Source organism: Clostridium brassicae, from assembly GCF_026738875.1.
Lineage (GTDB): Bacteria > Bacillota > Clostridia > Clostridiales > Clostridiaceae > Clostridium_H > Clostridium_H brassicae.
Window position 1 is genome coordinate 134,625 of record NZ_JAPQFJ010000004.1, and the last position, 25,089, is coordinate 159,713.

General features: G+C 27.6%; 26 protein-coding genes. 4 read left to right on the forward strand and 22 right to left on the reverse strand.

Annotation, left to right across the window (positions count from 1 at the left end; translation table 11 throughout):
• The 13 genes from OW729_RS05770 to OW729_RS05830 all read right to left on the reverse strand — a co-directional run bounded on the left by OW729_RS05770 (window position 1) and on the right by OW729_RS05830 (window position 11,634).
• The gene (locus OW729_RS05770) at window positions 1-321 is read right to left on the reverse strand and encodes a PTS lactose/cellobiose transporter subunit IIA (RefSeq protein ID WP_268060526.1); all 321 of its coding nucleotides are present in this window, start codon (window positions 319-321) and stop codon (window positions 1-3) included.
• 122 nt (window positions 322-443) lie between these two features.
• Window positions 444-2,360 carry a BglG family transcription antiterminator gene (locus OW729_RS05775; RefSeq protein WP_268060527.1) on the reverse strand — a complete coding sequence of 639 codons (1,917 nt, stop codon included), beginning with the start codon at window positions 2,358-2,360 and terminating at the stop codon, window positions 444-446.
• 274 nt (window positions 2,361-2,634) lie between these two features.
• A complete protein-coding gene (locus OW729_RS05780; protein WP_268060528.1) occupies window positions 2,635-2,760 on the reverse strand; it encodes a hypothetical protein in 126 nt (41 codons plus the stop codon).
• Between the two features lie 315 nt (window positions 2,761-3,075).
• Window positions 3,076-3,495, reverse strand: a complete 420-nt coding sequence (locus OW729_RS05785) for a 23S rRNA (pseudouridine(1915)-N(3))-methyltransferase RlmH (protein ID WP_268060529.1) — start codon at window positions 3,493-3,495, stop codon at window positions 3,076-3,078.
• A gap of 31 nt (window positions 3,496-3,526) precedes the next feature.
• Window positions 3,527-4,711 (reverse strand): DHHW family protein, encoded by a 1,185-nt coding sequence (locus OW729_RS05790; protein ID WP_407647645.1) that lies wholly within the window; start codon window positions 4,709-4,711, stop codon window positions 3,527-3,529.
• A gap of 27 nt (window positions 4,712-4,738) precedes the next feature.
• Window positions 4,739-6,145, reverse strand: coding sequence for an MBOAT family O-acyltransferase (locus OW729_RS05795; RefSeq protein ID WP_268060531.1), 1,407 nt, complete (start codon window positions 6,143-6,145; stop codon window positions 4,739-4,741).
• 36 nt (window positions 6,146-6,181) lie between these two features.
• Window positions 6,182-6,679 carry a DUF4358 domain-containing protein gene (locus tag OW729_RS05800; protein ID WP_268060532.1) on the reverse strand — a complete coding sequence of 166 codons (498 nt, stop codon included), beginning with the start codon at window positions 6,677-6,679 and terminating at the stop codon, window positions 6,182-6,184.
• A 21-nt stretch (window positions 6,680-6,700) separates the two neighbouring features.
• Entirely contained in the window at window positions 6,701-7,564 is an 864-nt protein-coding gene (locus tag OW729_RS05805; RefSeq protein WP_268060533.1) for a GDSL-type esterase/lipase family protein, read from the reverse strand.
• A gap of 243 nt (window positions 7,565-7,807) precedes the next feature.
• Complete coding sequence (gene rlmH, locus OW729_RS05810) at window positions 7,808-8,260, reverse strand: 23S rRNA (pseudouridine(1915)-N(3))-methyltransferase RlmH (RefSeq protein WP_268060534.1); 453 nt, start codon at window positions 8,258-8,260, stop codon at window positions 7,808-7,810.
• A gap of 243 nt (window positions 8,261-8,503) precedes the next feature.
• Window positions 8,504-9,007: an SEC-C metal-binding domain-containing protein gene (locus OW729_RS05815; RefSeq protein ID WP_268060535.1), complete on the reverse strand. Its 504-nt coding sequence runs from the start codon at window positions 9,005-9,007 to the stop codon at window positions 8,504-8,506.
• Between the two features lie 102 nt (window positions 9,008-9,109).
• Window positions 9,110-9,895, reverse strand: a complete 786-nt coding sequence (locus OW729_RS05820; protein WP_268060536.1) for an MBL fold metallo-hydrolase — start codon at window positions 9,893-9,895, stop codon at window positions 9,110-9,112.
• A 57-nt stretch (window positions 9,896-9,952) separates the two neighbouring features.
• Window positions 9,953-11,209 (reverse strand): UDP-N-acetylglucosamine 1-carboxyvinyltransferase, encoded by a 1,257-nt coding sequence (locus OW729_RS05825; protein WP_268060537.1) that lies wholly within the window; start codon window positions 11,207-11,209, stop codon window positions 9,953-9,955.
• 266 nt (window positions 11,210-11,475) lie between these two features.
• Window positions 11,476-11,634, reverse strand: coding sequence for a DUF1540 domain-containing protein (locus OW729_RS05830; protein ID WP_268060538.1), 159 nt, complete (start codon window positions 11,632-11,634; stop codon window positions 11,476-11,478).
• A 174-nt stretch (window positions 11,635-11,808) separates the two neighbouring features.
• Here OW729_RS05830 and OW729_RS05835 point away from each other — a divergent pair, with 174 nt between their 5' ends.
• The 3 genes from OW729_RS05835 (at window position 11,809) to OW729_RS05845 (ending at window position 13,514) form a co-directional block, all read left to right on the forward strand.
• Window positions 11,809-12,354, forward strand: coding sequence for a 2'-5' RNA ligase (locus OW729_RS05835; protein WP_268060539.1), 546 nt, complete (start codon window positions 11,809-11,811; stop codon window positions 12,352-12,354).
• Window positions 12,355-12,512: 158 nt separating this feature from the next.
• Complete coding sequence (locus OW729_RS05840; RefSeq protein ID WP_268060540.1) at window positions 12,513-12,998, forward strand: dUTP diphosphatase; 486 nt, start codon at window positions 12,513-12,515, stop codon at window positions 12,996-12,998.
• Window positions 12,999-13,082: 84 nt separating this feature from the next.
• Window positions 13,083-13,514 carry a DMT family transporter gene (locus OW729_RS05845; protein WP_268060541.1) on the forward strand — a complete coding sequence of 144 codons (432 nt, stop codon included), beginning with the start codon at window positions 13,083-13,085 and terminating at the stop codon, window positions 13,512-13,514.
• 39 nt (window positions 13,515-13,553) lie between these two features.
• Here OW729_RS05845 and OW729_RS05850 read toward each other — a convergent pair whose 3' ends face one another.
• Entirely contained in the window at window positions 13,554-14,558 is a 1,005-nt protein-coding gene (locus tag OW729_RS05850) for a hypothetical protein (RefSeq protein WP_268060542.1), read from the reverse strand.
• A 19-nt stretch (window positions 14,559-14,577) separates the two neighbouring features.
• Window positions 14,578-14,748, reverse strand: a complete 171-nt coding sequence (locus OW729_RS05855; RefSeq protein ID WP_268060543.1) for a hypothetical protein — start codon at window positions 14,746-14,748, stop codon at window positions 14,578-14,580.
• 563 nt (window positions 14,749-15,311) lie between these two features.
• Here OW729_RS05855 and OW729_RS05860 point away from each other — a divergent pair.
• Window positions 15,312-16,511, forward strand: a complete 1,200-nt coding sequence (locus OW729_RS05860) for a S8 family serine peptidase (RefSeq protein ID WP_268060544.1) — start codon at window positions 15,312-15,314, stop codon at window positions 16,509-16,511.
• Window positions 16,512-17,289: 778 nt separating this feature from the next.
• Here OW729_RS05860 and OW729_RS05865 read toward each other — a convergent pair.
• The 7 genes from OW729_RS05865 to OW729_RS05895 form a co-directional block, all read right to left on the reverse strand.
• The gene (locus OW729_RS05865; protein WP_268060545.1) at window positions 17,290-18,162 is read right to left on the reverse strand and encodes a DegV family protein; all 873 of its coding nucleotides are present in this window, start codon (window positions 18,160-18,162) and stop codon (window positions 17,290-17,292) included.
• A 113-nt stretch (window positions 18,163-18,275) separates the two neighbouring features.
• Window positions 18,276-19,514 carry a competence/damage-inducible protein A gene (locus OW729_RS05870; RefSeq protein ID WP_268060546.1) on the reverse strand — a complete coding sequence of 413 codons (1,239 nt, stop codon included), beginning with the start codon at window positions 19,512-19,514 and terminating at the stop codon, window positions 18,276-18,278.
• A 269-nt stretch (window positions 19,515-19,783) separates the two neighbouring features.
• The gene (locus OW729_RS05875; RefSeq protein WP_268060547.1) at window positions 19,784-20,065 is read right to left on the reverse strand and encodes a YciI family protein; all 282 of its coding nucleotides are present in this window, start codon (window positions 20,063-20,065) and stop codon (window positions 19,784-19,786) included.
• Between the two features lie 146 nt (window positions 20,066-20,211).
• Window positions 20,212-22,569, reverse strand: a complete 2,358-nt coding sequence (locus OW729_RS05880) for an ATP-dependent DNA helicase (RefSeq protein ID WP_268060548.1) — start codon at window positions 22,567-22,569, stop codon at window positions 20,212-20,214.
• Window positions 22,570-22,710: 141 nt separating this feature from the next.
• Window positions 22,711-23,334 (reverse strand): amidase domain-containing protein, encoded by a 624-nt coding sequence (locus OW729_RS05885; protein WP_268060549.1) that lies wholly within the window; start codon window positions 23,332-23,334, stop codon window positions 22,711-22,713.
• 324 nt (window positions 23,335-23,658) lie between these two features.
• Window positions 23,659-24,381, reverse strand: coding sequence for an amino acid ABC transporter ATP-binding protein (locus OW729_RS05890; protein ID WP_268060550.1), 723 nt, complete (start codon window positions 24,379-24,381; stop codon window positions 23,659-23,661).
• Window positions 24,374-25,054: an amino acid ABC transporter permease gene (locus OW729_RS05895; protein WP_268060551.1), complete on the reverse strand. Its 681-nt coding sequence runs from the start codon at window positions 25,052-25,054 to the stop codon at window positions 24,374-24,376. Before OW729_RS05895 ends, OW729_RS05890 begins: the two co-directional genes overlap by 8 nt.
• Window positions 25,055-25,089: the final 35 nt, after the last annotated feature.

Below are 25,089 nucleotides of genomic sequence, written 5' to 3' on the forward strand. Positions count from 1 at the left end.
TTAGTCCTCCTCCTTATTATACTTCTGATGAATTTTTATTATCTCCTTTGCTAAATCTACTACTACGGTAGATGATGCAAGATGATCTTCACTATGCATTAATAATAAAGTTATTTCAATTTTTTTCCCTGCTGCTTCATCCTGAATAATTCCACTATGACTTCTTTGTGCATTTAATAACTCTTTTTTAGATTCTGACAATAATTCATTAGCTTTTTTGAAATTACCTTTATCTGCTTCTCTTATTGCTTCCATAGCATAACTTCTTGCATTTCCACTATGCATTATTAACTCAAATTCTATTTCATTCATTTCGTCCATTAAGGTCACACTCCAAACTTTTTTTAATAAGATATCTTATGGCTTTATTATATCTAAAATTTTTGCCATAAAAAAATATACTTTTTCCACTTCAAACGGAAAAAGTATATAACGATTTCATTCTAATTATAATCAGCAATAAAAATATTTACAAACTCCTCATAGTTCTTAGAATTTATAAGTTTTTTCATCACATCTTGATTTTCAACAAGGAAAATTAACCTTTCAAAAAAAGCATCTAAGTTTAAATTTTTATCACTATTTAAGCAAAATAAGAATACTACTTGCACCTTATATTTGCCCCACATAATTGGTTCTTTTAATATTCCTATTTCTATTTTATTATTATATGCCACCTTTTCTAAAGGATGGGGAATAGCTATTAAGCCACCATAAGCTGTTGAAGATGCCTTTTCTCTTTTTAGTACATATTCTACATAATCCTTAGGGCAATAACCCTTAATATAAAGCTCTTCAGCTAAATATTCAATTATATCCATTCTATCCTCTAATTCTATGTCTTTATAAAATAAATCTTTATCAAATAATTTAGAAATTTCATTGTATTCTTCTTTATTCATTAGAGAATCTAAAGTTTTATTTAATTTATTAATATCATCCTTTAATAAAAATGGAGAACATTCAATTGTCTTAACCTTTAAAGTTTTTTCTATAGGAACTGTGGATATTATTAAATCTACAGCCTTTACCTTCTCATCATCTAATTCCTGTATTGATAGACATCCTACAACATTAAGCTTATCAGGATACACTTTCATTAACCTATTTTTTAATAAGTTACTTGAAGATACTCCTGTAGGACAAATAACATAACACCTAATTCTAAAATTTTCTTCATTTAATTTTTCTATAGATGATGCTAAATGTAATACAATTAATCCTATCTCATCATCATTTAATCTATAACCGAAGGTCTCTTCATACTCTAATGATATGGATACTCCCATGTCATAAATCAATGGATATACCTTTTTTATTGTATAAATCAAAGGATTTTGAATAAATATTCCCTTTTTACTTCTGATTAATAGGTTTTCCATATGGAGGCTCAAACCAGATATTAGTTCCATATCATCTTTAAAATTAAATAAATATTCTTTATATAATTTATCAACTATATGGTTTATAAAATTAGTAACTTTTTCATTATTTTTTTCTATGTTACTTCTATTGTGTATAAATATTCTCTTTCCAGATATAAGTAATGCAATATACTCCTTTTCTCTTTTAGGAATAGTAATATTTATTAATTTCTCAATCCTTTCACATATATCATTGCTTATTTTAATATCCTCATTATCTAACATACTTAAATAATTATTATCATCTTTAATATCAAAGTTGTTTCTTACCTTTTCCAAAACAATAAGGATATGTACAACTAAATTAATTATAGCTAAATCATTTATCTTTATATCCGTTTCAAGAAAGTAACTTCTTAGAATATTATTTATCTCTCTAATATCAATATTTTTAAAGTTTTTTGCATAACTGTCTATATCAAAAACGTTGTCTTTTTGCTCTTTTAAAATTAATTTGCACAATAAACTTCTCTTCTCTTTTTCAGTTGCCTCTACAAATATTTTATTACTAACTCTCTTCATCTCTATATTGTTATTTTCATTCTTAAATAGAAGTTTAACTTTATTTAAATCTTTCTCTATTGTATATTCACTTACCATTAATTCATCTGCTAAGTCAAATATATCAATACTATCCATTCTATATAAAAGCTTGTTTATAATATAAGAAGTTCTTTCCTCAACTGTAATAGGAATGTCATCACTATATTCTTCTAACATTTTTTTAGCAAGTTCATGTTCTTTAATGTAATACCCCTTAGACTTTATCATACTTACAACTTGCACAGTATTATAGCTATTTATCTCTAAAATATCATTTCGTATAGTTCTTGTAGATACTTCTAATTTATTAGCTAGTTCCTTAGGACTACTATACCCTGTACTATTTATTATTCTAGTTAGAATTTCTTTTTGTCTTTTAGTTATCCCCCTCATTTATTTCACTCCTCTATAAGTACAATTTTCCTAATGGCCATAATATACATTAACTTTTTAATAAATACTATACTATACTTTGTATTCGTTAACAATAATATTATATTTTAAAAATAGATAGCCTTTTTAAAATATTGCCTATAGTAATATTATTCCCATAATAAATTATAAAATTATTTACTTAATTCATAAATAAATTAGAAAAAGGTACTAGTGTTCATACTTTAATTGCCCCTTTTCAAAGCTTATTTCAAGGTCAAAGAGGAAGTGAAATTTATAGCCAATTATTATCTTCATCCTCATCAAATGCTTCATCGTTTACGTTTTCCCTATTTGGTAAAACCATAGAATTACTCTGCACCTTTAATCTATGTTGAAGTTTCGCTTCTACTTCCAGCATTTGGTCCCTATATTAAGTTTTCTGCTTTCTTTGTAGTTTCTTTGATTTATCCAAAGTTGTAAACCTCTTAACGCTCACTCTTTCCTTCGCTATTGCGTTTAGTGGAGTTACTATGACTTCTGATAGTTCAATTATATATTACTATATAGGTTATCTCTTAGAATTTTATCTATTTTAATATGTATCTATCAGACTTCCTCAGGTGAGAACATGTACTTTCACCAACAAGCACGTTCCTATGCTAGGCGTACCACATATCAAGAACTTACTTATAACCAGTAAGTCCTTCAACACATCTAATACAAAAAATCTCATTTACTTATGGTACGGTTCTCCATTCATAATCCTATATGCTCTATAAATTTGTTCATATAAAGCCATACATAACACATTTATATCCATCTCCATTTGAGATATACTCATATGAAAACTAACTTTTTCAGTAACTTCTTGTGGTAAATCTGTATTGCAAATTAATATTGTTATATTACTATTACCTTTTATACCGAGTTCATTAATTCTGCCTGCAAATTCTTCTGAAGATATATTTTCTCCTTTATAATTCAGCAAAATAAGGTATGTTCTATCTCCTATTTCTTTTAAAAGTTGATTTTCATTTTTAACTTCTATATATTTTAATTTACAATACCTAGACAATCTTTTTGTATATTCTTGTACTGCTTCCCTTGCAAATTTCTCTGTAATCTTTTCAGTATTTATTATATTAATATTCATCTCGTCACCTTTAAACTTATTAATTTAAGATTTATTCACAAATATTATCAATTGAATCATCTTCAAAAAAAGACTTAGCATTATAAAGTATTAGAACATCATTTATTCTATTAGACTTTATTAGTTTTTGTAAATTTTCGTTATAATATCTAAGATCCACTACATATATTTCATCATAATGTCCTGTTAAAAATGGAACTAAACAATTAGCATAAGAATCTTTTACCACTAATAATTTTTTATTAGTTTTTATATCGCTATTTATCTTTACTAAAGAATGATTTCCATTAAAAAATATAGTGTACTTATCTTTTTTATTTATGTTCTCCATTTTATAAATGGAATCATACTCTTTATCTTTGGCTACTGTTTTATTTTCGCTCCCATCTCTTATTTTATCATAATACCAAACCTTAGACTTTTCATTGGTTTTAGGTGTATAAATTTGTATACTGTCAGGTTCTATATTTCTAAAACCACTTTTAGAATATAGTGAGCCGTAAAAACTATTAGTAACATTCTTAACATTAAAATACTCTTTCTTATGGGGAGTAAATCCCATGTCTTTGATTAGTTTCTTATAAGCATAATATGCCCCTTTAGTTGTCCAATGATGGTCCGTTTTATAAAATATATATTCATCTTTTTTAGATGATAGTTCATTATATACATCCACAAACTTTACATCTTTTTTTATATATTTTTTTAACTTATTAATATACATAATTTGATCTTCGTCACATGCAAAAGAAGGAAGCTTTTCTTCTAAAATCTTTGTAGAATTAGGCACAACCATAAGATATTTATTCACTTCAGGATTTAAAGAAGAAAATGAATTAATTGATTCTACTATATCTTTAATTTTGTTTTCTTCAGGCCTATTAAACTTTTGAAACAAATAGCCGTCTTTACCCAAATATACTCCATTGTTTTCTTTTTTGCCTATAAGTCTTTCCCCATTTGATTTTACCCCTATCCAAAAATCTCTTAGAAAAAATTGATCCGATATGTATTCTTCATAGTTTTTAGTAAACTTTCCTTTTATCAAACTATCTAAACAAAATTGTGGCTTCTGCTCTAGTTTCCTATTTTCAGATTCTGAAAACTCCCGGCTTGGATTTAATATATTAAATACCAGCATACCAAATATATAAAGTACAAAAAATATTCCTATTATCCATCTGCATAAATTATTACGTTTTTCCAAGAATAACACCTCTTTCAAATGCCCTATATCGTAATATCAGAACCTAAAATATAGAAAAGGATTATAGCTCTCATTTACTAAATAAGCAGTAGCAGTAAATACTAGTAAAATATTTATCATAGAAACTACTATAGTATTAGTAAATTTAAACCTTTTTCTCATACTATATATGATTTTTTTAGGCATAGGAGTAGAACAAATCACTAAAATTATAAACAAAATAATATTACTAGATAAGTAATAGAGAGATTGCTTGTCTAGTAGCACATTTCTATTAAGTCCAAACATAGTTTTAATAAAATTCCCGCATTTTCTCATGTTTTCAATATCAAAAATAGCCCACCCCACAATAACTATAATCATTGTATATATTCTACTAATGAATTTTGGAGCTTTGTTAAGCCATTTTAAAAGAAATATCTTTTCTATAGTTACTAAAACACCAAAATACAATCCCCAAAATATAAAACTCCAATTTGATCCATGCCATAGACCTGTAAGAAACCATACTATAAATAAATTTCTGTATTGCTTTAAACTTCCTTTCTTATTTCCACCAAGAGGAATATAAACATATTCTCTAAACCACGATCCTAATGAAATATGCCATCTACGCCAAAATTCTGTTACACTCTTTGATATATACGGGTAATTAAAATTGACCATAAGATCAAATCCAAACATCTTACCAAGGCCTAAAGCCATGTCTGAGTATCCACTAAAATCAAAATAAATCTGAAATGTAAAAGCAATTATTCCAAGCCAAGCTGAAAGAATAGAAAGCTGACTTATTTGAGTAGCTTTAACACTATCCCAGAGTATCCCTATATTATTAGCAAGAATTACTTTTTTAGAAAGTCCTATTATAAACAATTCTACTCCTTCTCCAAATTTATCAAAGCTTTCTTTCCTCTTATTAATCTGTTTAGAAATATCTCCATATTTAACTATAGGCCCTGCAACAAGCTGAGGGAACATAGTAACATATGTTCCAAAGCATATAATATTTTTCTGTACCTCTACTTTGTTGCGATAAACATCAATTACATAAGACATTGTTTGAAACGTGTAAAAAGATATTCCTACAGGGAGTGGAAGGTTTTGAGAAGCAATACTTAATCCAAACAAATCATTAATATTACCAATTAAAAAATTATAATATTTAAAAAAGCTTAGTATTCCTAAATTTACAATTATAGAATTTATAAAAACTAATTTAGGAATCAATTTTTTATGCCTATATCGTTCAATAAGCAACGCATTTATATAATCAAATACTGTTGAAAATAACATTATTAAGATATATACAGGTTCTCCCCATGCATAAAAAATAAGACTTGTCAAAAATAAAATGAAATTTCTAAGAAATCTAGGTGCCATATAATACATTCCAATAGTTATAGGCAAAAATAAAAAGATAAATATCAAGCTGCTAAAAACCAATTTAGTCCACCCCCAAAGTAATCAATTCATAAATGCCTATTTAAAAGCTTTATCAAATATAGATTCTATTTTTTCTGAATTCTTTGATATAGATAAAAGAATATAGTTGCCTTTAGTTTTTAATACATGTTTTTCTATTAAATAATACTCATCAGGAAGGTAGTCTTTAAAACTAGCTGCTTGTTTCTCTATTCTTTTTGATACCTGCTCTTTAATATTATCTACCTTACTTGCATCTTTAACTTTTAATACTAATAATTCATTAGCTTTAAGGTTTGTAGAAGGTGCATACATAACGAACTCTTCTATTTCATCAGGATTAATTTTGTATAGCTTTTTAAGTTTATCTTCATCTCCTTTTTTCATATCAGATTCATCAATAGATTCCTTCATTTCTTCTACAACTTTACTTACTTCTGGACTTTTAGAAGATGACTTTGAAGATGAACATCCTACAAAAGTAGCTACTGTAAAAACAATTACTCCAGTAATAACAATTAATTTTCTGTTGATTTTTTTCATTTTGTTTAGCATGATTTTTCTCCTTTTTTATATTTAATTTAAATATAATTTATTTTTTAAGTAATCTATCCATAGGTTATAAAATCCAATCTTAAAATGTATTCCATCTGGTTCATATAAATTAGATTTTCCTTCTAGTATCGGTAACAAATTCACGAATTCTAGGTTTTCATCTTTTGTCATTTCCTTTAAAGCATTATTAAATTCATTTATTCTAAAAATAGCAAAATTAGCTTGCTTTTTCTGAGCTTTTTCTGTAACTGGCAAAATAGATTGAACATAGATCTTGCAATTAGGTATTTTAGACTTTATTGTTTGTATTAATTCTTTATAATCCTTTATAAATTGTTTACTATTCATTCCTGACTCAACATCGTTACTCCCCAGTAATATAAAAAGTTTTTTAGGATTTAACTGTATTAGCTTGTCCATTTGTTTTTCGGCTTTAACTAAATTAAGTCCTTTTATTCCAAACACTTGTGATTCATCTAATAACTCATAAAATGATAAGCTCTCTGTGATAGAATCCCCAAAGAATACAGCCTCCTTTAAAATATCTTCTTTGTTATTTGAACTGTTATTACTATATAATTTTTCTCCACTTTCTTTACCCTTCAAATCTTTTTTATCTATTGCACTTATATTCTTACGTTTATTATCCTGATCTTTATTTGGTAAATTTTTTTTCACATCTTTACTATTAGAAACATCATAAGCTTGAACGGTATCGTTTGAAAAAAATTTGTTTATGATACATTTTTTTACTGTAACACCCGTAAAAGATATAACTAAACTACATATAATTATTGATTTAAAAAATCTCTTAATGTTAACCTTTATTATCTTTTTTTCCTTACTGTTCTTAACTCTTACTCTTATTGTTTTTTTATTAAGCATACTCTTTCCCCACTATTATAATTGTTTCAAAATTTTTAAATTATTATAAAATCTCCTGACGCCATGAAAATTATAGTACACCTGGCTTTAAAAATGGTTACAAAATAATGAATAAGAATAACAAACTAGTAACAATTTTGTTATGTAAAAAAATAAAAAGAAATTAATAATTTCTTTTTATAATTTCTTTTTATAAATTGATTTCATTAAACAACTATTTAAACCAATTATTTTCAATTGCCCTTACAACAAGTTCCTATAAATTTGTTCCAGAAGCATTACCCTAAAAAGCTGATGAGGAAAAGTCATTCTAGAAAAACATACTTTATAATCTGCCCTATTTATAACCTGCTTAGATAGCCCTAAAGATCCACCTATTATAAAAACAATCTCACTAACCCCTCTAACTTTTGTATTATTTATAACTTTACCAAACTCTTCTGACTTTACTCTCTTTCCATTTAAATCCATAGCTATAACATACATTCCATCCTTAATATACCTTAAGATATTGGTTCCTTCTTTTTCCTTTATTATAATCTCTTCTTTTTCAGAAGCATTATCTGGTGTCTTTTCATCTTCAAGTTCTATTATATTTATATTAGAAATTTTTCTTATCTTTTTAGCATACTCTTCTACTGATTTTTTTAAATATTTTTCTTTTAATTTTCCAACACATACTATTGTTATATTCATAATATCTCCATTCTTTTGTTATAAGATTACCATTTTATATAACAGGAATCTTGATTTCAGGTGGAGTTTTTACTCCATCTGAAAGTTATTAACATATATCCTTAACATTTATCCACAAATTATTAAAACTCTATAATAATCATAAGTATAACCACATGATAAATAAACCTTACATATTTTTATGTAAGGTTTATTAGTTTATTATAAATTTTAACTTTAAATAAGTATCATTAAATTATAAAATTATGCATTTTTACCACAGCATTTTTTATATTTTTTACCACTACCACATGGACATGCATCATTTCTTCCTACTTTATCTTCCCTAACTATAGTCTTAGAACTTCTCCATTCCTTTGTTATTTCTTTTCTCTTTTCAGGTGAGAATATACCATCCCATTGAGGTAAGCTATATAAATAGTCAGCTTTTGCATCTAACATATTGAAGTATAGAGTTTCTAAATTTAAGTTTAATTCAATTTCTGAATCAGCTTCAAGATTTTCTATATCATATGGATTTACAAGGCTATCATTAATTCCATCTAAGAACCCTATGAAAAAGTTAATAGGAGTATCAAATTGTTTTGCTAAATCCTCTACTTTTCCTTTAAAAACTTCTTTATGATTAGCTAAAATTATGCTATATATATTCTTTTCCATTTCGCCATATTCTTTCCAAAACGCTGCTTCACCTTTATGTTTAACATAATCAATTACCATATCTGTCCAATCTTTATACAAACTCATAATTCATTCTCCTTCTATAAATTATATTATAATATAATCTCATAACATTATAATAGACATTCTATTTTTTTTCAATGTTACATATTTTAATTTTATATTAAATTAAAACTCAATATAATTACTAGGCATGTCTCTATTTGCCATATGTATACTTATATCTTTACCTAATTTAACTCCATTTTCTCGCAATATGCTTGCAACTGTTTCATATGCAAGGTCTGGATAATTGTTAGTTTTACTTAGATGCCCCAATATAACTTGTTTAGTATTACGTTTTATTATTTCTAATATAGCTTTTCCGCAACACTCATTTGACAAATGACCTATATCACTTAAAATTCTTCTTTTTAGAGGATATGGATACGGTCCAAATTTTAACATCTCAACATCATGATTACTTTCTAATAAAACAACATCTGAATTTTTTACTGCTACTTCTACTTCTTCTGAAAAATATCCTAAATCAGTAGCTATACTTACTTTTTTGTTGTTCTCTGTTACTGTATATCCTATTGGGTCAGCAGCATCATGAGGTATTTTAAAGCAAGATATCTGCATGTCTTTTAAACTAACATAGTCTTTATTTATAATTTTTACATTTTCATCATTAATTTTGCCAACACTTTTCTTCATGCCGCACCAAGTTAGCTCATTTGCATATATAGGTATATTATATCTTCTTGACATTACACCTACACCTTTTACATGGTCTATATGCTCATGAGTAACAAAAATAGCATCTAGCTGTGAAGGTTCTTTCCCTATATCCTTCAGAGCTTTTTCAATTCTTTTTCCTGGAAGACCAGCATCAATTAAAATACTGCTTCCCCCCCCAGAAACAAATATACTATTTCCGCTGCTTCCACTATATAAAGGACAAAATATCATTGCAATATTCTCCATTCTTGATAGTTTTGCAAAGTTTAAAAGATCTACCTATTACTACTATTTCTTTATTCTAGTGATTTTTGCTCCTACCCTGTTTAATTTTTCTTCTATATGTGGATAACCTCTATCTATATGTTCCACCTTTGATATTTCTGTTTTGCCATTAGCAATTAATCCTGCTATAACCATAGCTGCTCCTGCTCTTAAATCTGTTGCAGTAACCTTTGCTCCAGAAAGTTTGCTAACGCCTTCTATTATAGCTATGTTATTTTCAACACTTACTTTAGCGCCCATTTTCTTTAATTCGTCAACATGTTTGAATCTACTTTCCCATATACTTTCATTAACTATGCTTCTTCCTTTTGCAATGCTTAAAAGAGTTGTCATAGGTTGTTGAATGTCTGTTGGAAATCCTGGATAAGGAAGAGTTTTTACATTTACTCCCTTTAAATCTCTAGAGCTTTCAATAGTTATACTATCTTCATTTTCTGTTACATGAACTCCCATTTCTATAAGCTTTGCTGAAATAGCTTCTAAATGCTTAGGAATAACATTATTAATATTAACTTTTCCTCCACAAGCCGCTGCCGCCATCATGTATGTACCTGCTTCTATCTGGTCAGGTATTACACTATAGTTACATCCCTTTAATTCCTTTATCCCGTTGATTTTTATTACGTCAGTACCTGCTCCCTTAATATCCGCTCCCATACTATTTAAAAAGTTAGCTACATCTACAATATGAGGTTCCTTAGCAGAATTTTCAAGTATTGTTTTTCCTTCTGCAAAAACAGCTGCTAGCATCACATTTATAGTTGCTCCAACACTAACTACGTCAAAGTATATATTTGTTCCTATTAATTCTTCTGCTTCTGCAACTACAGCACCATGTTCTATCTTAACCTTTGCTCCTAATGCCTCAAATCCCTTTATGTGCTGATCAATAGGCCTTACCCCTATAGCACATCCACCTGGCATTTCTACCCTAGCCTTCTTAAATCTTCCAAGAAGTGCTCCTATAAGGTAATAAGAAGCTCTCATTTTTCTAACTTCTTCTGTATTTGCATCAACACTAGTCATACAAGTACTATCTATTATAACCGAATTATTATTTTTGCTTACTTTTGCACCTAAACTCTCAATAATACTTAAAATACACTTTGTATCATTTATATCTGGAATATTATCTATAGCACACACACCCTTGCATGCCATTATAGCGGCTGGTAAAATAGCTACAGCTGCATTTTTAGCTCCGCTTACTTCAATATCGCCATATAGAGGATATCCACCTTCAATAACGAGTTTCTCCATATTATTATCCATCCTTACTATTATTTTTTCTATATTATATTAATCTCTATTTTTCTGCTCATTGCAACAACCTTAATTATAACACAATACTTAAAAATTTTAATACTTATTTTTATATATTTGCTGTACTTTTTAAAGAAAATTTTATATTTATATCCTTGAACATTTTAAAATAAATTTGTTTAAATATAAAGCTTATATATCTACCTTCTTTGGATTTATATGCTAAATAAAAAAATGAGCCTGTCAAAAGGCCCATTTTTTTGTTATTTTGTTTGAAAACTTCCACAATCAGTACATTCTACTGTCTTTGCTTTAGGTTCATGTTTCACAACTTCTATTGATTCTAAAGTACAATAATCATCTTTATTACAATGGAATTTACATTCATCTACTGTACAACGTATACTTTGATTATGATCCATTTATTTTTCCTCCTTAATATTAACTTCATAATTATTATTAGTTTTGGGCAAAATTTTATACAAGCTTATATTTATTAAATTAGGTTATTATTTCTATAAACATCTGTTTAAAAATGTACAATTACTATAAATATGATATAATATCAGTAAAAGTCAGTATTTCGGAGGATTAGCATGAAATATTATTTAGTAGCATTATTTGATGATAAATCGAATGCCTTTCTTCAAACTACACAACAACGCATATGTAGAAAATATAAACTTTACAAAACTAGCCACAAATTTCATATACCTATACAAACAGTAATAGATCCTAATATGGAAAAATATGATAAAGTCATCTTAGATACTTTGCACCCTTACAAAAACTTTAAAGTCCAGTTTAGTCCTAATATAAGTTTAGATAACTTCGGAAAAAATATAGGTTTGAGGGTAGAAAAAAAAGGTTATATGATAAGAATTGCAAGAAAAGTAACAGAAACATTATCTTTAAGTGGATTTAATGTAAAACCAGATTACGAAACCAATTTTTCTATCTCTTTAGCCAATTCTAATTATAATATACGAAAGCAATTTAGCGATGAATCCGCTATAGCTTTAAATAATAAACAATTAAATCTTAACTATGACTTTGCAAAAGTAAATAGATTAGAATTATGGAAACCAATTAACAATCGTAAAGAAGTATTAATTAAATCCTATCCTTTAAGAGAATATTAATTTTTATAAATCAGTTTCAATCATTGATACTGATTTATTTTTATAAAATTTAAATGTAAACGATTTGTTAATCTTTTAATATTTCTGAAAATAATATAGAATATATATATATGTATATTATTCTCATACTTGATTTTTAGAAAGGCGGAATCATTAAAATGAATTTTAATAAGTTATTTGAACTCCAACGCAATCTAGATCAAAGAATAAACACAGAAAAAAACTTGCAGAATGAGTCTTTATTTTCTAAAAAAGTTTTAGCGCTTCAGGTAGAAGTTAGTGAACTTGCCAATGAAACCCGATGCTTTAAGTTTTGGAGCAATAAAGGTCCTTCTGAGAAAGACGTCATTTTAGAGGAATATGTAGATTGCCTTCACTTCATCTTAAGTTTAGGACTTGAAAAAAATTTTGAAAATTTAGAACTTATCATCAGACATGAGCCCCATGATTTAACTGAAGCATTCTTAAACATATACATAGATATTAATGATTTTGTTGTCTGTACTAGCAAAGATAACTACAAGACTTTATTTGAAGACTTTTTATCTTTGGGTAGAACTTTAGGATTTTCATCAGATGAAATAGAAAATGCTTACTACAAAAAAAATAATTTAAATCATAAAAGACAAGACATAGGTTATTAATATACAAAATTTTATTAATATACTCACCTTTTAGTATAATATTTATCTTTATTTAAGGGTAAGATATTCTGGGAAGGTGATTTTATGATGGGCTTAATTTGTTCTATAATTTCCGGAATTTCTATGAGTCTTCAGGGAGTATTCAATAGTAAACTTGGAGAAAAAATTGGTCTTTGGGAAACAAATGCCTTAGTTCAAGGAATAGGTTTTGCTTTAACTTTAATTGTCTTATTTTTTGCTGGTAATGGCAATTTTAAAAATTTAAGTTCTGCAAATAAACTATATCTTCTTGGAGGTCCTCTAGGAGTAGTAATTATTTTTACTGTAATGTGTGGTATATCTAAATTAGGAACTACATATGCTATATCTACTATATTAATATCTCAGCTTTTAGCTGCTGGATTAATTGATGCCTTTGGATTATTTGGAAGTAAGAAAGTAGACTTTGGGTTTAAAGAAATCCTAGGTGTAGCGATAATGCTAGTAGGTATTGTAGTATTTAAGTGGAAGAAATAAAGAACCTGCTAAATTCTGCCGGTTCTTTTTCTATACTTTTTATTTCTGATGATTTAGAATTTCATATTCCAAATTTTTCAATTTATCTATTTCTTTTGAAGATAGATTACGTAATATATCTTTTCTATATTTATACCCCAAGTCATTTCTTCCATTAAATTTTTTCTCTATGACATCTGTCCAATCTATTTTTTTTCGATTATAATAAAGATCATAATCTACTAACCTCCTTCCATCTTCTGAATATTCCATAGCTAATAATATCTTCTTTATGTATTTAGGCTCATAAACTGTAAAAAACCTTAATCTATATACTTCTACACTCATAAGAAATCTTGGATAATCTTTTCCCCATGATTCTCCTAAAATCATTCCTAACTCTAATCCATCAATTACTCTAATAAGTCTCTCATATTGCAATTCATAATCTCCATATCTATCATAAATCTTTACTTCTAATTCGTACCAATCTCTATTTTCAAGTCCCTCATTTGCATACCTTAATGCATGAATCCTCAAGCTTTCAAACAAAGAATAATATTCCTCTTGTATATATAATACCTTTTCATAAGTATTAGTTAAACTTACATTATTGCTTAATCTTCCTTGGGATAGGATTATAACATTTCCTTTGTTATTATTTTGGCTCAATATACTCTCAAATTTGCCAATAAGTCCACCATAGTCTTTGTGTATGGCGTTTAAAACTTTCTCTAAATTTCCTACTCCTCTCATAACAATTATTTCTGGTGCTAATCTAGAACTTGTTATGAGTTGTATTTTATCTTCATTTATCATATTACACAATAAAGTATCTGGCTGAACTTTTGCTAGAAATACATGGCTTATGTCTTCTTGTATAACTGTTTCTTTCATATCATAACTTAAACAAAGCATAGTATAACTTTCTCCACAATGTTCATATGCAAATTTAAAATCACTTTCCTTAAAATTTGTCTCTGTCTCTAAATATTTTAAAAATTCTTCCATATTACTAGGTTGTATCAAAAGTATTTTAGGCCCACCTCTTAGTAAAGAAAACATATGCATTCTCCTCCCTAACTTAAAATCCAACTCTTCCCTTACCTAATCTGTTTTCATCTATTCCTAAAGGATATGGCAATTTAACAACTTGTCTAGTAACTAAATTTATTATATTTATATTAATTATTCCATTTAAATATATCTGATTTTGTTTTTTTATATTTCCTATTAATAAATTATGTCCAAACAAATTATATTCCGATGGATTTTTTAATATATTTTCAGGGAAATGACTTAGTGTAAAGCTAATATTATCTATACTAACTTTTTTGTATTTTCCAATTATGTCACTTCTTTTGGATATATTTTCTACTAATTCCTTATTGTTATAATTACCTATACATAAATATATTTTTTCTGTTTGAGATTCTTCTAATATATTTATTAATATTTTAAGTTTTTTTTCATATCTATTTATAGATGCTGGAAATATTTCTATTTTATATTATCTACTAAATCTCCTGTATGAGCTATATATTTTGGATTGATAATTTCTATAATATTCTTTAATGCAGGATAAAATGTTTCTGGTGTATCAGATATATGAAGAAGATTTGATTCATTATTATTTCTTAAATCATAAGGAATATATACTTTATTTAATAATCTATAAAAAATTTTTTCATTAATTTTTTACTCATAATAATCATCCCTATTTTCTGTAAACTATAATATAACCATAATTTTTTTATTAACATTTACTTGATAACAATACTATATTATATAATAGATTATTCCACTAGGAGGCTTTCTATGTTTTCTATAAAAAATAAAATAGATTATAACTTAAGAAATGCTATGAAAAACAAAGTATATAAAAAATATAGGGTTATTATTCACTGTAAAAGCCTTACTCTTTACCCGAAAATACAAAATATAATAAAAAAATATAACAACGAAATCATTTCTTCTACAGCTTCTATAGGTTGTATTTCATGCCTTCTTTCTTCAAAAACAATTGAAAAGCTTACAGAATATCCTGAAATAGATTATATTACTTTTGATAATTATGCACTCCTATGTGGGAGTAGCATATTATCTGCTAATGGAATATCCTTTGAAAGCAAATATAATCTAACAGGAAAAGGAGTTTGTATTGGACTTGTAGATAGTGGAGTGTATCCTCACCCTGATTTAAAAAAACCTAATAACAAAATTGCAGAATTTACTGACCTTATAAATAATCTTCATTATCCTTATGATGATAATGGTCATGGTACATTTATAAGTGGAATACTATCATCTAGTGGCTACAGTTCAAAAGGAATGTATAAAGGTATAGCAGAAAAAAGTAATATTTATATGATTAAAGCTTTTAACAAATTGGGTAGAGGATATATATCTCAAATTCTAGAAGCAATTGATATTTTAATAAATAATAGCGAAAAATATAACGTTAAAGTAATCTGCCTTCCTTTTGAAATTATAGAATATGATGAATTTATATTGTCTCTTTTTTCTAAGCTATTTCATATGGCTGTAGAAAAAAATATCATTATTGTTGTTCCAAGTGGACATAACACTAATTTGGAGTATTCTATGCGAGGTATTGCCTTACTTAAAGATTGCTTAACTGTTGGTGGTATTGATACAACCTCACATAAAACACCTTATCTTGGTTCTTCTTCATGCCCAAATAACAGATTTGAAAAACCGGATTTATCTGCTGCTTGTGTAAACATATGCTCATTAAATTCAAACATATATTATATTTCCGAAAGAAATGGTAAAAAGCTCTATCCTCAACCACTAGAACAGCCATATACAGTATACACCGGTACATCTATTGCTGCCGCATATATAAGTGGAGTTTGTGCTTTATTGTATGAGAATAACCCAAACTTAACGTTTAAAGATATATGTTCCCTTATAAAATTATCAACTAATATGCTTAATTTTCCAAAATCTCTTCAAGGCTTAGGAATGATAAATCTTAATAAGATCATGCCTTAAATAATTTATGTTATGATACTATTAATGTATAAGTATCAGCTATCTAAATATAAATAGAATCTAGTGAAATTGGTATTTTCACTAGATTCTATTTATAGACCAAATCTTCTCAATATTGTAACTATTTTGTCACAATGAGTTTTTCTTTATGATATAAAATGATATTATAAATACTTATAAGAAGGTGATAATAAATTGCCACTAAATATAAAAACTTTAAATAATAAGTTCAACTTGATAAAAATTATTATGACAATCTTGCTTATTCTCATAATCGTAGTTTCATATAAAGATTTCTCTATAATAATATAACAAACACACATAAATAATAATCTACTTATGTGTGTTTGTTATATAGTTAGAAACTATTCTAAATTTAATTCAGTAAACTAGTCTTTTAATTACCTTTCTTAAACATAGTACCAACTATACGCCCTATCATATAAAAAGTTGTAACTCCTCTTAATATGATCTAAAATTAGCCCCATTGATTTTGATACTGCCCCAACTATAATACCAAAAACAATATCTGTAACTAACTAGGTAATAAACCTATTCTATATATAAGCCCCCACTCGTTGTTCCAATCACGTCTTTGTATAAAATACATATGTTTTTCATACGAGCACAAAATAATAATATCACTATATTATAAGCTTGTCAATAAATTATAAAGTTTTTCTCTTAAAATCAAATATTTTTGCACAAAAAATCTAGCGAAAATTTTGCATTTCACTAGATTTTATTCATTCATATTATTATAAATACATTCCTGTTTTTAAATAACCCTATCCTTACCAATAAAACATATTGAAAGCATTCCAGCTCCTGTATGAGAAGCAATAACAGGGCCTACATGATTTATTATTACTTTCTTAATTTTATACTTTTCAAGGATTATGTCCCTTAAATTTAAAGCATCTTCAATGCAATCTCCATGACTTATACCTATGACAGTATTCTCATCTATAATTATATTTTCTTCCATTCTGTCTAATAAAGCTTTTATTGCTTTCTTTCTTCCTCGCACATTATTTATATTCTGAAGATTTCCTTCTTTATCAATATATATAGTAGGCTTAATTTGAAGCAAAGTACCTATATTAGCTTTAGTAGCAGAAAGCCTACCACCTTTTTTTAAGTGTATAAGGTCTTCTACTATAAACCAATGATGTACTTTTAATTTATTATCTTCAATCCAATTTATAATCTCTTCTTTTGATGATCCATTTTTCAACATTTCATAAGCATAATAAACAATAATTCCTTCTCCAATACATGCAGATTTAGTATCTATTACACTTATATCAACATCTTCTATTTCTTCTTCTACTTGTTGTTTTGCAATTACTGCACTACTATAGCATCCACTCATTTGTGAAGACATAGCTAAATAGATTATCGATTTACCTTCTTGTGCATACTTTTTAAATATTTCATGAAATCTATAAACATTTATTTGAGAAGTAGTCGGCATAGAACCCTGTCTAATCTTACTATAAAACTTCTCATAAGTTAATGTTTTACCAAAATCATCTACATAATCTTCTCCATCTAAATGGCATATTAGCCCTAAAAACGGTATTTTATTCTCTTCTATAAATTCCAATGGTAAATCACTACTCGAATCTATAATAATAACAGTATCCATTCTTTAAATCTCCTTTTGATCTTAATTTAGTCTAAAATCTCATCTAGCATATTTTAAAACACATCACAATTTTATAATATATTACAAGTATATATATAATTTTTTATACTTATTCATTGTTTTCTTAAAAGTTCAATTCTAAGCCAGTCTATTGCTCTAATTACTGCTGTATTTCTTATCCTTTGTCTGTCACCAGTTAAATGAAGTTCTTTGGTTCTAACTTCTCCCTTTATATATAGTCCTATATATACAAGACCTACTGGTTTTTCAAGACTACCACCAGAAGGGCCAGCTATCCCTGTAGTGGATAACCCTATATTAGAATTGGTTACCTTTGCAATTCCCTCTGCCATTTCTGCAGCCACTTGACTACTTACTGCTCCAAATTTTTCTAAAGTTTCTTTTTTAACTTTTAATCTTTTTATTTTTGAATCATTAGAATATGTAATAGCTCCTTCTTTAAATACAGACGAAATTCCAGGATAATTTATTAATTTACTTGCTAAGAGTCCTCCAGTGCATGACTCAGCAGTCGATATTGTAAGATTATTTTCTATAAGAATCTTACCAACAGTATCTTCAAGGGAAACATCTCCTTCTGCGTAAACGGCTATACCTAATCTCTTTTTTATTTCTTCTTCCACAGGTTTAATAAGTTCAAAAGCATCATCTTCAGTTTTTGCTTTTGAAGTTAATCTTATAGTAACTTCATTATCTTTTGCATAAGTTGCTACTGTAGGATTTTTACCTGTATCTATAATATCTTCTATAATTTCTGCTGTAGCGCTTTCGCCCACTCCTATAACTCTTAAAACCTTGGAAGCCAATACCCCGTCTTGATATTTCATCAAATATGGAACTACACAATCTTCAAACATAGGCTTCATTTCTTTAGGTGGTCCTGGAAGAACTATTAAAATCTTATTATTACTTTCTATAATACATCCAGGTGCTGTTCCTACTTTATTGTTCAATATGATAGCATCTTCAGGAAAATATGCCTGCTTTTTATTGCTTTCAACCATATCCTTATTAATTTTTTTAAAATATTCCTCTATTGTTTTTAAAATATCCTCATGCAAAATTGCAGTTTTTCCAAAATAATCGAAGGCTACTTCTTTTGTAATATCATCTTTTGTAGGTCCAAGTCCTCCTGTTGTTATTACTAAATCTGCCCTTTCAAATGCTTGTTCGTAAGCTTTTAACAATCTTTCACTATTATCTCCTACTACTGCTTGATGATATACATCTATTCCTAAGTCCGCTAATCGAGTTGCTATATATTGAGCATTTGTATTAACTATATTTCCTAATAATAACTCTGTGCCAACAGCCAATATTTCTACCTTCATTTTTAGACCCTCTTTCAAGAAATTTTTTATCCACAATATATAAATCCCGGATAATACTTTCTAGCTTTTACATAAATTCTAACCTCATTCAAGCCAAAAATCCTATTTATTTAGGATATTAGTATATTCTAGTGTTATGATCTTACTTTATTATATCAAAAAAAAACAATAGATTTCATAGATCTACTGCCTTAAATATTTCTTAAATTTTATCCAATGCATTCCATTTTTAATAATATTATAAATTTAAATTAATAATATTATTAATATTAAGCCAATGGTACTCTATTATCTAAAATTATCAATTCATATTTACAATACTTATTTTTTATAAAAATATTATTTTTAGCTATCTCATTTGCTTCTTTTAAAGTCTTAGCTTTAAAAACAAAAGATCCTCTATCTTTAGTAAAAAATCCTCCTCCAATTAAATATCTTCCCTCATTTACATCTGTTATATTTCTTATGTACGCTCTTCTATTGTTTTCCCTGGAGTTGTCTCTTTCTATGGAATAGTTAACTCTTACAAAAAAGTTACTGCCATCTTGCATATAAAACCCTCCGCTCTTAAATATTACTAAACTAAGTATACCGAACAAAAGTTCGTATGTCAACTATCTTTTTTTAATTTTATGAAAACTTTCTCTATTAATAAATCTTATATTTATAGTAATATTTTAAGAATATTTTTTAATCTCTAACGTATCCCCCCTTTTTGCCAAAAATTTTTTACACTCTCTTGAAGATGATTTTGATTTTTACAAATAATTCCATGCTTCCACTCTGGTGGAAATAACTCTTTATAACTTGGGTAAGAAAACCTTTCATCTATAAGTAATACTATTCCTCTATCTTTTTCTGTTCGTATAACTCTTCCAGAAGCTTGCATTACTTTATTCATTCCAGGATACATATAAGCATATTCAAATCCCCTACCATTTTTAGTTTTAAAATAATCTCTTATAATATTTCTTTCTAAACATATCTGTGGAAGCCCTACTCCTACAATTATAGTTCCTATTAATTTGTCTCCTGTCAAATCAATCCCTTCTGAAAATATTCCTCCCATAACTGCAAATCCTAATAGTCCGTCTTTATTTTCTTCCGAAAAAGCACTTAAAAAATCTTCTCTTTCTTCTTCACTCATACCTATTGTCTGATATATTGTATTAACTTCAGGATTCTTATCACACAGCCTAATATAAATTTCATTCATATATTTATAAGATGGAAAAAACACAATATAATTGCCTTTTTTACTTTTTATAATATGCTCAATATCCTCCACTATTCTGTCATAAGTAAATTCTCTATGGTTATATTTAGTTGATATTTTATTGTCAACTAATAAACATAAATTTTCTTTTTTAAACGGAGTTTTGAGCCTAAGCCTATATGACATTTCATCTCCACCCAATATATCTATAAAATAATTCATAGGCATAAGAGTAGCAGAAAATAACACAGTAGATTTTCCTCTCTTCATAGCCTCCCCTAAAAGATAAGAAGGATCTAAACAAAATAATTTAAGCTTTGTATCTTCATAAGTTTTCTCACAATAAGTTATATATCTTTCATCATATTCTTCATAAGTACGTATAAATCCTAATGCTTTAAAATAAAATTCTAAGAGTTTATCTTTTAATTCATTTTCATTTTTTTTATTTTCCAGAAGCCATTTTTCAGCACAATATGTAAACTCCCTAAGTAAATTAACTATATCCTCTGGTACCTCGCCTTGTATGTAATAATTATTATTTCCCTCACATTTTTTTCTAAAAGTAACCATAATAGAATTAAGTTTATTCAGCTTCTTTGAAACCTCTATAGCTTCACTTTTGGACATTTTTTTTAAATCTAATATCTCCTTTTTACTAATCTCTGAAGAAAACATCTCTCTTGCCCTATCTACAAGATTATGTGCTTCATCTATTAAAAACACACAGTCTGTACTAGTATCTCCAAAAAATCTTTTTAGGTATACCTTCGGATCAAAAACATAGTTATAGTCACATATAACGCAATCAGTGTAATTAGTTAAATCTAAAGAAAATTCAAATGGACATACTATATGTTTTTTAGCATATTCTTCAATCAACGTTCTAGAAAAATTATCTTCCTTGAAAATATCTTCTATGGCCTTATTTATCCTATCAAAATGACCTTTTGCATATTCACACTTTTCCGGATCACATACTGTTTCTTCCTTAAAGCATATTTTATCTTTAGCTGTAAGAGTAACGCTTTTTATCTTAAGCCCTTTATCACACATGCTGTTTAAAGCTTTTTCACCAGCTGTTCTTGTTATTGTTTTTGCTGTTAAATAAAATATTTTTGATGTATGTCCTTCTCCCATTGCCTTTATGCTAGGAAATAAAGTCGCAGCTGTTTTACCTATTCCTGTAGGTGCTTGTGCGAATATAATTTTCCCTTCCTCAATAGTTTTATAAACAGAAACTGCTAATTTTCTCTGTCCTTCTCTATATTCTTTAAAAGGAAATGTTAGTTTTTTTATTGATTCATCTCTTTTTTCATAATTTTCCTTTAGTATTCTAGCCCAATGTAAGTACTTTTCTACTAAATCATAAAAGAAAGCCTCTAATTCTTTAAAAGTATAACTTTTTAAAAACCTTTTTATCTCTTTTGTATCCATTTGATAATAGGTCAACTGAACATCTATATTGTTAATTTTATTTTCTTTAGAATAGATGTATGCATAACACTTAGCTTGTGCCCAATGAAGTTCATTATAGTCTTCCTCTACAAATTCTAACGGAGTTGTTGTAGTTTTTATTTCATCTATTATTATATTATTTTCATATTCAATTATCCCATCTGCGCGCCCACTTATCTCTAAATTCACGTCTTCTTTTTCAACTATATAAGAAAGAGTTACTTCAGGCATATATTCTTTTGGCGCAGCCTTTTGTATCTTCTGATGTGCTTTTATAGCATCTGTATTTCTACTACTTCCTACAAAAGCATTTATTAAATCTCCTGATCTAAGAACAAATTCCACTAGACCCCTTACTGATATTTTTATAATGTTCTTCATATTATCAATCCTTAACTTTTTAAATTTAGATTATGGATCTATACTAATTTCTTCATTAATTATAACATTATTTTTAACAACTTAATTTTCAACCCTAAACTAATTAATATATTTCTAAATTAGTTTAGGGTTAATTTTTTTTTAATCGTTTTTAATTTTATAAATATAAACAAATCTCTCATTTTTATTCTCTAATCTAATAAGATAATTGTATAAAGATACATATATACTATTTTTAGTATGCTGTGCCATAAAGAGATCATATTTTTTTATTTTCCAATTGAAACCTTTATCATGTATTACTTGAGTATGGTATGGTAAATTACCATTAAAGGGATCTCCATATTGTACTACATCTCCCTCTTTCAATAAAAAATAAATTCTCTCAAAATTATCTAGCGTCTGCTGTACTGTTATTGTAGCTGTTGCAAAAGCTCTGTTTCTACCAATTCCATTTTCATTACTCCAATACCGTCTAAAATAACGAGCACTTCTCCACGTTAATGATATTTTAGTAAGGTTGTTCTCATCAGTAGTATTACAAAACCATGATTTAAATTCATCCCACTCTCTTCCTTCCTCATCCATTCCTCCTGCCCTTAAAACCTGAGAGACAAAATTAGCACAATCATTGTCTTTAAAATAAGGATACTCTTTCCTATTAGGTGTTAATCCGTAATTTTCGGCATATTCTTTTGCTGCTTTTCTATCATAGTTTAAGTTAGAATCACTCATTAAATCTCTTTCAATACCATTCTCTAACATAGGCGTCCCTTAATTAATATTAATATCTAGTATATAAATATATTTTATTCCCTTATTTTATGCCAACGGACAACCCTTTAAATCACAAAAATTTAGTTTTATTCTCTATCTTATTTTTCCTTAACTTTTATTTAATCTATATAACTTAAACTATAAACTAAAAAGAGGCTTTTCCTAAGAAAAACCTCCTCAATATTAACTTACAGTCTAAAATTTAATTACTAATCTCTAGATTCATAAAAGCATTTATTCTATTCTTTTAATAAATAATGATTAGCAATTGTATTTTGCTTCTAGTACCTAATCACTATTTACAGTCATTAACTAAAGCACTTTACTTAAAAAATCTTTAGTTCTATCATTTTTCGGATTGCTAAATATTTCCTCTGGAGTACCTTCCTCTGAAATAACTCCTCCATCCATAAAGAACACTCTATCTGCTACTTCCCTTGCAAATCCCATTTCATGAGTTACTACTACCATTGTCATTCCTTCTTTTGCAAGTTCTTTCATAACTTCTAAAACCTCTCCAACCATTTCAGGATCTAAAGCTGAAGTCGGTTCATCAAAAAGCATAACATCTGGCGACATAGCTAATGCTCTTGCTATTGCTATTCTTTGCTTTTGACCTCCTGAAAGCTGTTTAGGATATACTTTTGCCTTGTCCTTAAGCCCTACCCTATCTAACAATTCCAATGCTCTTTTTTCTGCTTCTTCCTTGGAAATATTTTTAACCTTAATAGGAGCTATAGTAATATTGCTTAAAACACTTAGATGAGGAAAAAGATTAAATTGTTGGAACACCATTCCCATCTTTTCTCTTAGCTTATTAATATTTACTCCTTTATCCGTTATTGATTGTCCTTCAAAAATTATCTCACCTTCTGTTGGCTCTTCTAAAAGGTTTAAACATCTTAAGAAAGTACTTTTACCTGAACCAGATGGTCCAATAACAACTACAACCTCACCTTTTTTTATGTGCGCATCTATTCCTTTTAAAACATGTATATCTTTAAATTTTTTATGCAAGTTATTTACCTTAATCACTAATCTTCATCTTCCTTTCAAATTTCCCTATTAATTTTGATAGTCCGAAGGTTAAAACAAAGTATATTAGAGCAGCAAAAATATATGGACTTATTGGCTTAAATGTTACTCCTGTTACTAGTTGGGCATTAAACATTATTTCATGAATTCCAATTACAGAAACTATTGCTGATTCTTTAATTACAGTTATAAACTCATTTCCTAATGCAGGTAAAATATTTTTTACTGCTTGAGGAATAACAATATGGCTCATAGCCATTTTATGCCCCATACCTAATGACCTAGCTGCCTCCATTTGTCCTTTATCTATAGATTGTATACCACCTCTAATAATTTCTGCTACATATGCAGTACTATTTATAGTTAAAGCTAAAATACCTGCTATAAAATCAGTAAAATTTGTCCCAAAAGCGTTTATTTCTGGTAAAGTTATTCCCATTAAAGGAAGGCCATAAAAAAGAATATATAACTGTACTAATAAAGGAGTACCTCTAACTATTTCTATAAATACAGAAGAAATTCCTTTTAAAATTTTACTTTTTGAGAGCTTCATTAAAGCAAATCCCGTTCCAAACAAAGCTCCAAAAATTACTGTAAAAAATGATAAAAATATAGTAATAGCCGCTCCTTTTAAAAAGAAACTATTATACTCTACTAAATATGAAAAATCCACTAAATATTCCTCCTATTTTATAACTATAATTTACT

Excerpts from the sequence above, each read along its gene's own strand:
- OW729_RS05875 (WP_268060547.1), bottom strand. The coding sequence starts at position 20,065 with ATGCAAGATGGCAGTAACTTTTTTGTAAGAGTTAACTATTCCATAGAA.
- OW729_RS05805 (WP_268060533.1), bottom strand. The coding sequence starts at position 7,564 with ATGCTTAATAAAAAAACAATAAGAGTAAGAGTTAAGAACAGTAAGGAA.
- rlmH (WP_268060534.1), bottom strand. The coding sequence starts at position 8,260 with ATGAATATAACAATAGTATGTGTTGGAAAATTAAAAGAAAAATATTTA.
- OW729_RS05835 (WP_268060539.1), top strand. The coding sequence starts at position 11,809 with ATGAAATATTATTTAGTAGCATTATTTGATGATAAATCGAATGCCTTT.
- OW729_RS05785 (WP_268060529.1), bottom strand. The coding sequence starts at position 3,495 with ATGAATATTAATATAATAAATACTGAAAAGATTACAGAGAAATTTGCA.
- OW729_RS05850 (WP_268060542.1), bottom strand. The coding sequence starts at position 14,558 with ATGTTTTCTTTACTAAGAGGTGGGCCTAAAATACTTTTGATACAACCT.
- OW729_RS05830 (WP_268060538.1), bottom strand. The coding sequence starts at position 11,634 with ATGGATCATAATCAAAGTATACGTTGTACAGTAGATGAATGTAAATTC.
- OW729_RS05825 (WP_268060537.1), bottom strand. The coding sequence starts at position 11,209 with ATGGAGAAACTCGTTATTGAAGGTGGATATCCTCTATATGGCGATATT.
- OW729_RS05820 (WP_268060536.1), bottom strand. The coding sequence starts at position 9,895 with ATGATATTTTGTCCTTTATATAGTGGAAGCAGCGGAAATAGTATATTT.
- OW729_RS05880 (WP_268060548.1), bottom strand. The coding sequence starts at position 22,569 with ATGAAGAACATTATAAAAATATCAGTAAGGGGTCTAGTGGAATTTGTT.
- OW729_RS05870 (WP_268060546.1), bottom strand. The coding sequence starts at position 19,514 with ATGAAGGTAGAAATATTGGCTGTTGGCACAGAGTTATTATTAGGAAAT.
- OW729_RS05775 (WP_268060527.1), bottom strand. The coding sequence starts at position 2,360 with ATGAGGGGGATAACTAAAAGACAAAAAGAAATTCTAACTAGAATAATA.
- OW729_RS05840 (WP_268060540.1), top strand. The coding sequence starts at position 12,513 with ATGAATTTTAATAAGTTATTTGAACTCCAACGCAATCTAGATCAAAGA.
- OW729_RS05770 (WP_268060526.1), bottom strand. The coding sequence starts at position 321 with ATGGACGAAATGAATGAAATAGAATTTGAGTTAATAATGCATAGTGGA.
- OW729_RS05780 (WP_268060528.1), bottom strand. The coding sequence starts at position 2,760 with ATGCTGGAAGTAGAAGCGAAACTTCAACATAGATTAAAGGTGCAGAGT.
- OW729_RS05815 (WP_268060535.1), bottom strand. The coding sequence starts at position 9,007 with ATGAGTTTGTATAAAGATTGGACAGATATGGTAATTGATTATGTTAAA.
- OW729_RS05860 (WP_268060544.1), top strand. The coding sequence starts at position 15,312 with ATGTTTTCTATAAAAAATAAAATAGATTATAACTTAAGAAATGCTATG.
- OW729_RS05800 (WP_268060532.1), bottom strand. The coding sequence starts at position 6,679 with ATGCTAAACAAAATGAAAAAAATCAACAGAAAATTAATTGTTATTACT.
- OW729_RS05865 (WP_268060545.1), bottom strand. The coding sequence starts at position 18,162 with ATGGATACTGTTATTATTATAGATTCGAGTAGTGATTTACCATTGGAA.
- OW729_RS05885 (WP_268060549.1), bottom strand. The coding sequence starts at position 23,334 with ATGTTAGAGAATGGTATTGAAAGAGATTTAATGAGTGATTCTAACTTA.
- OW729_RS05845 (WP_268060541.1), top strand. The coding sequence starts at position 13,083 with ATGATGGGCTTAATTTGTTCTATAATTTCCGGAATTTCTATGAGTCTT.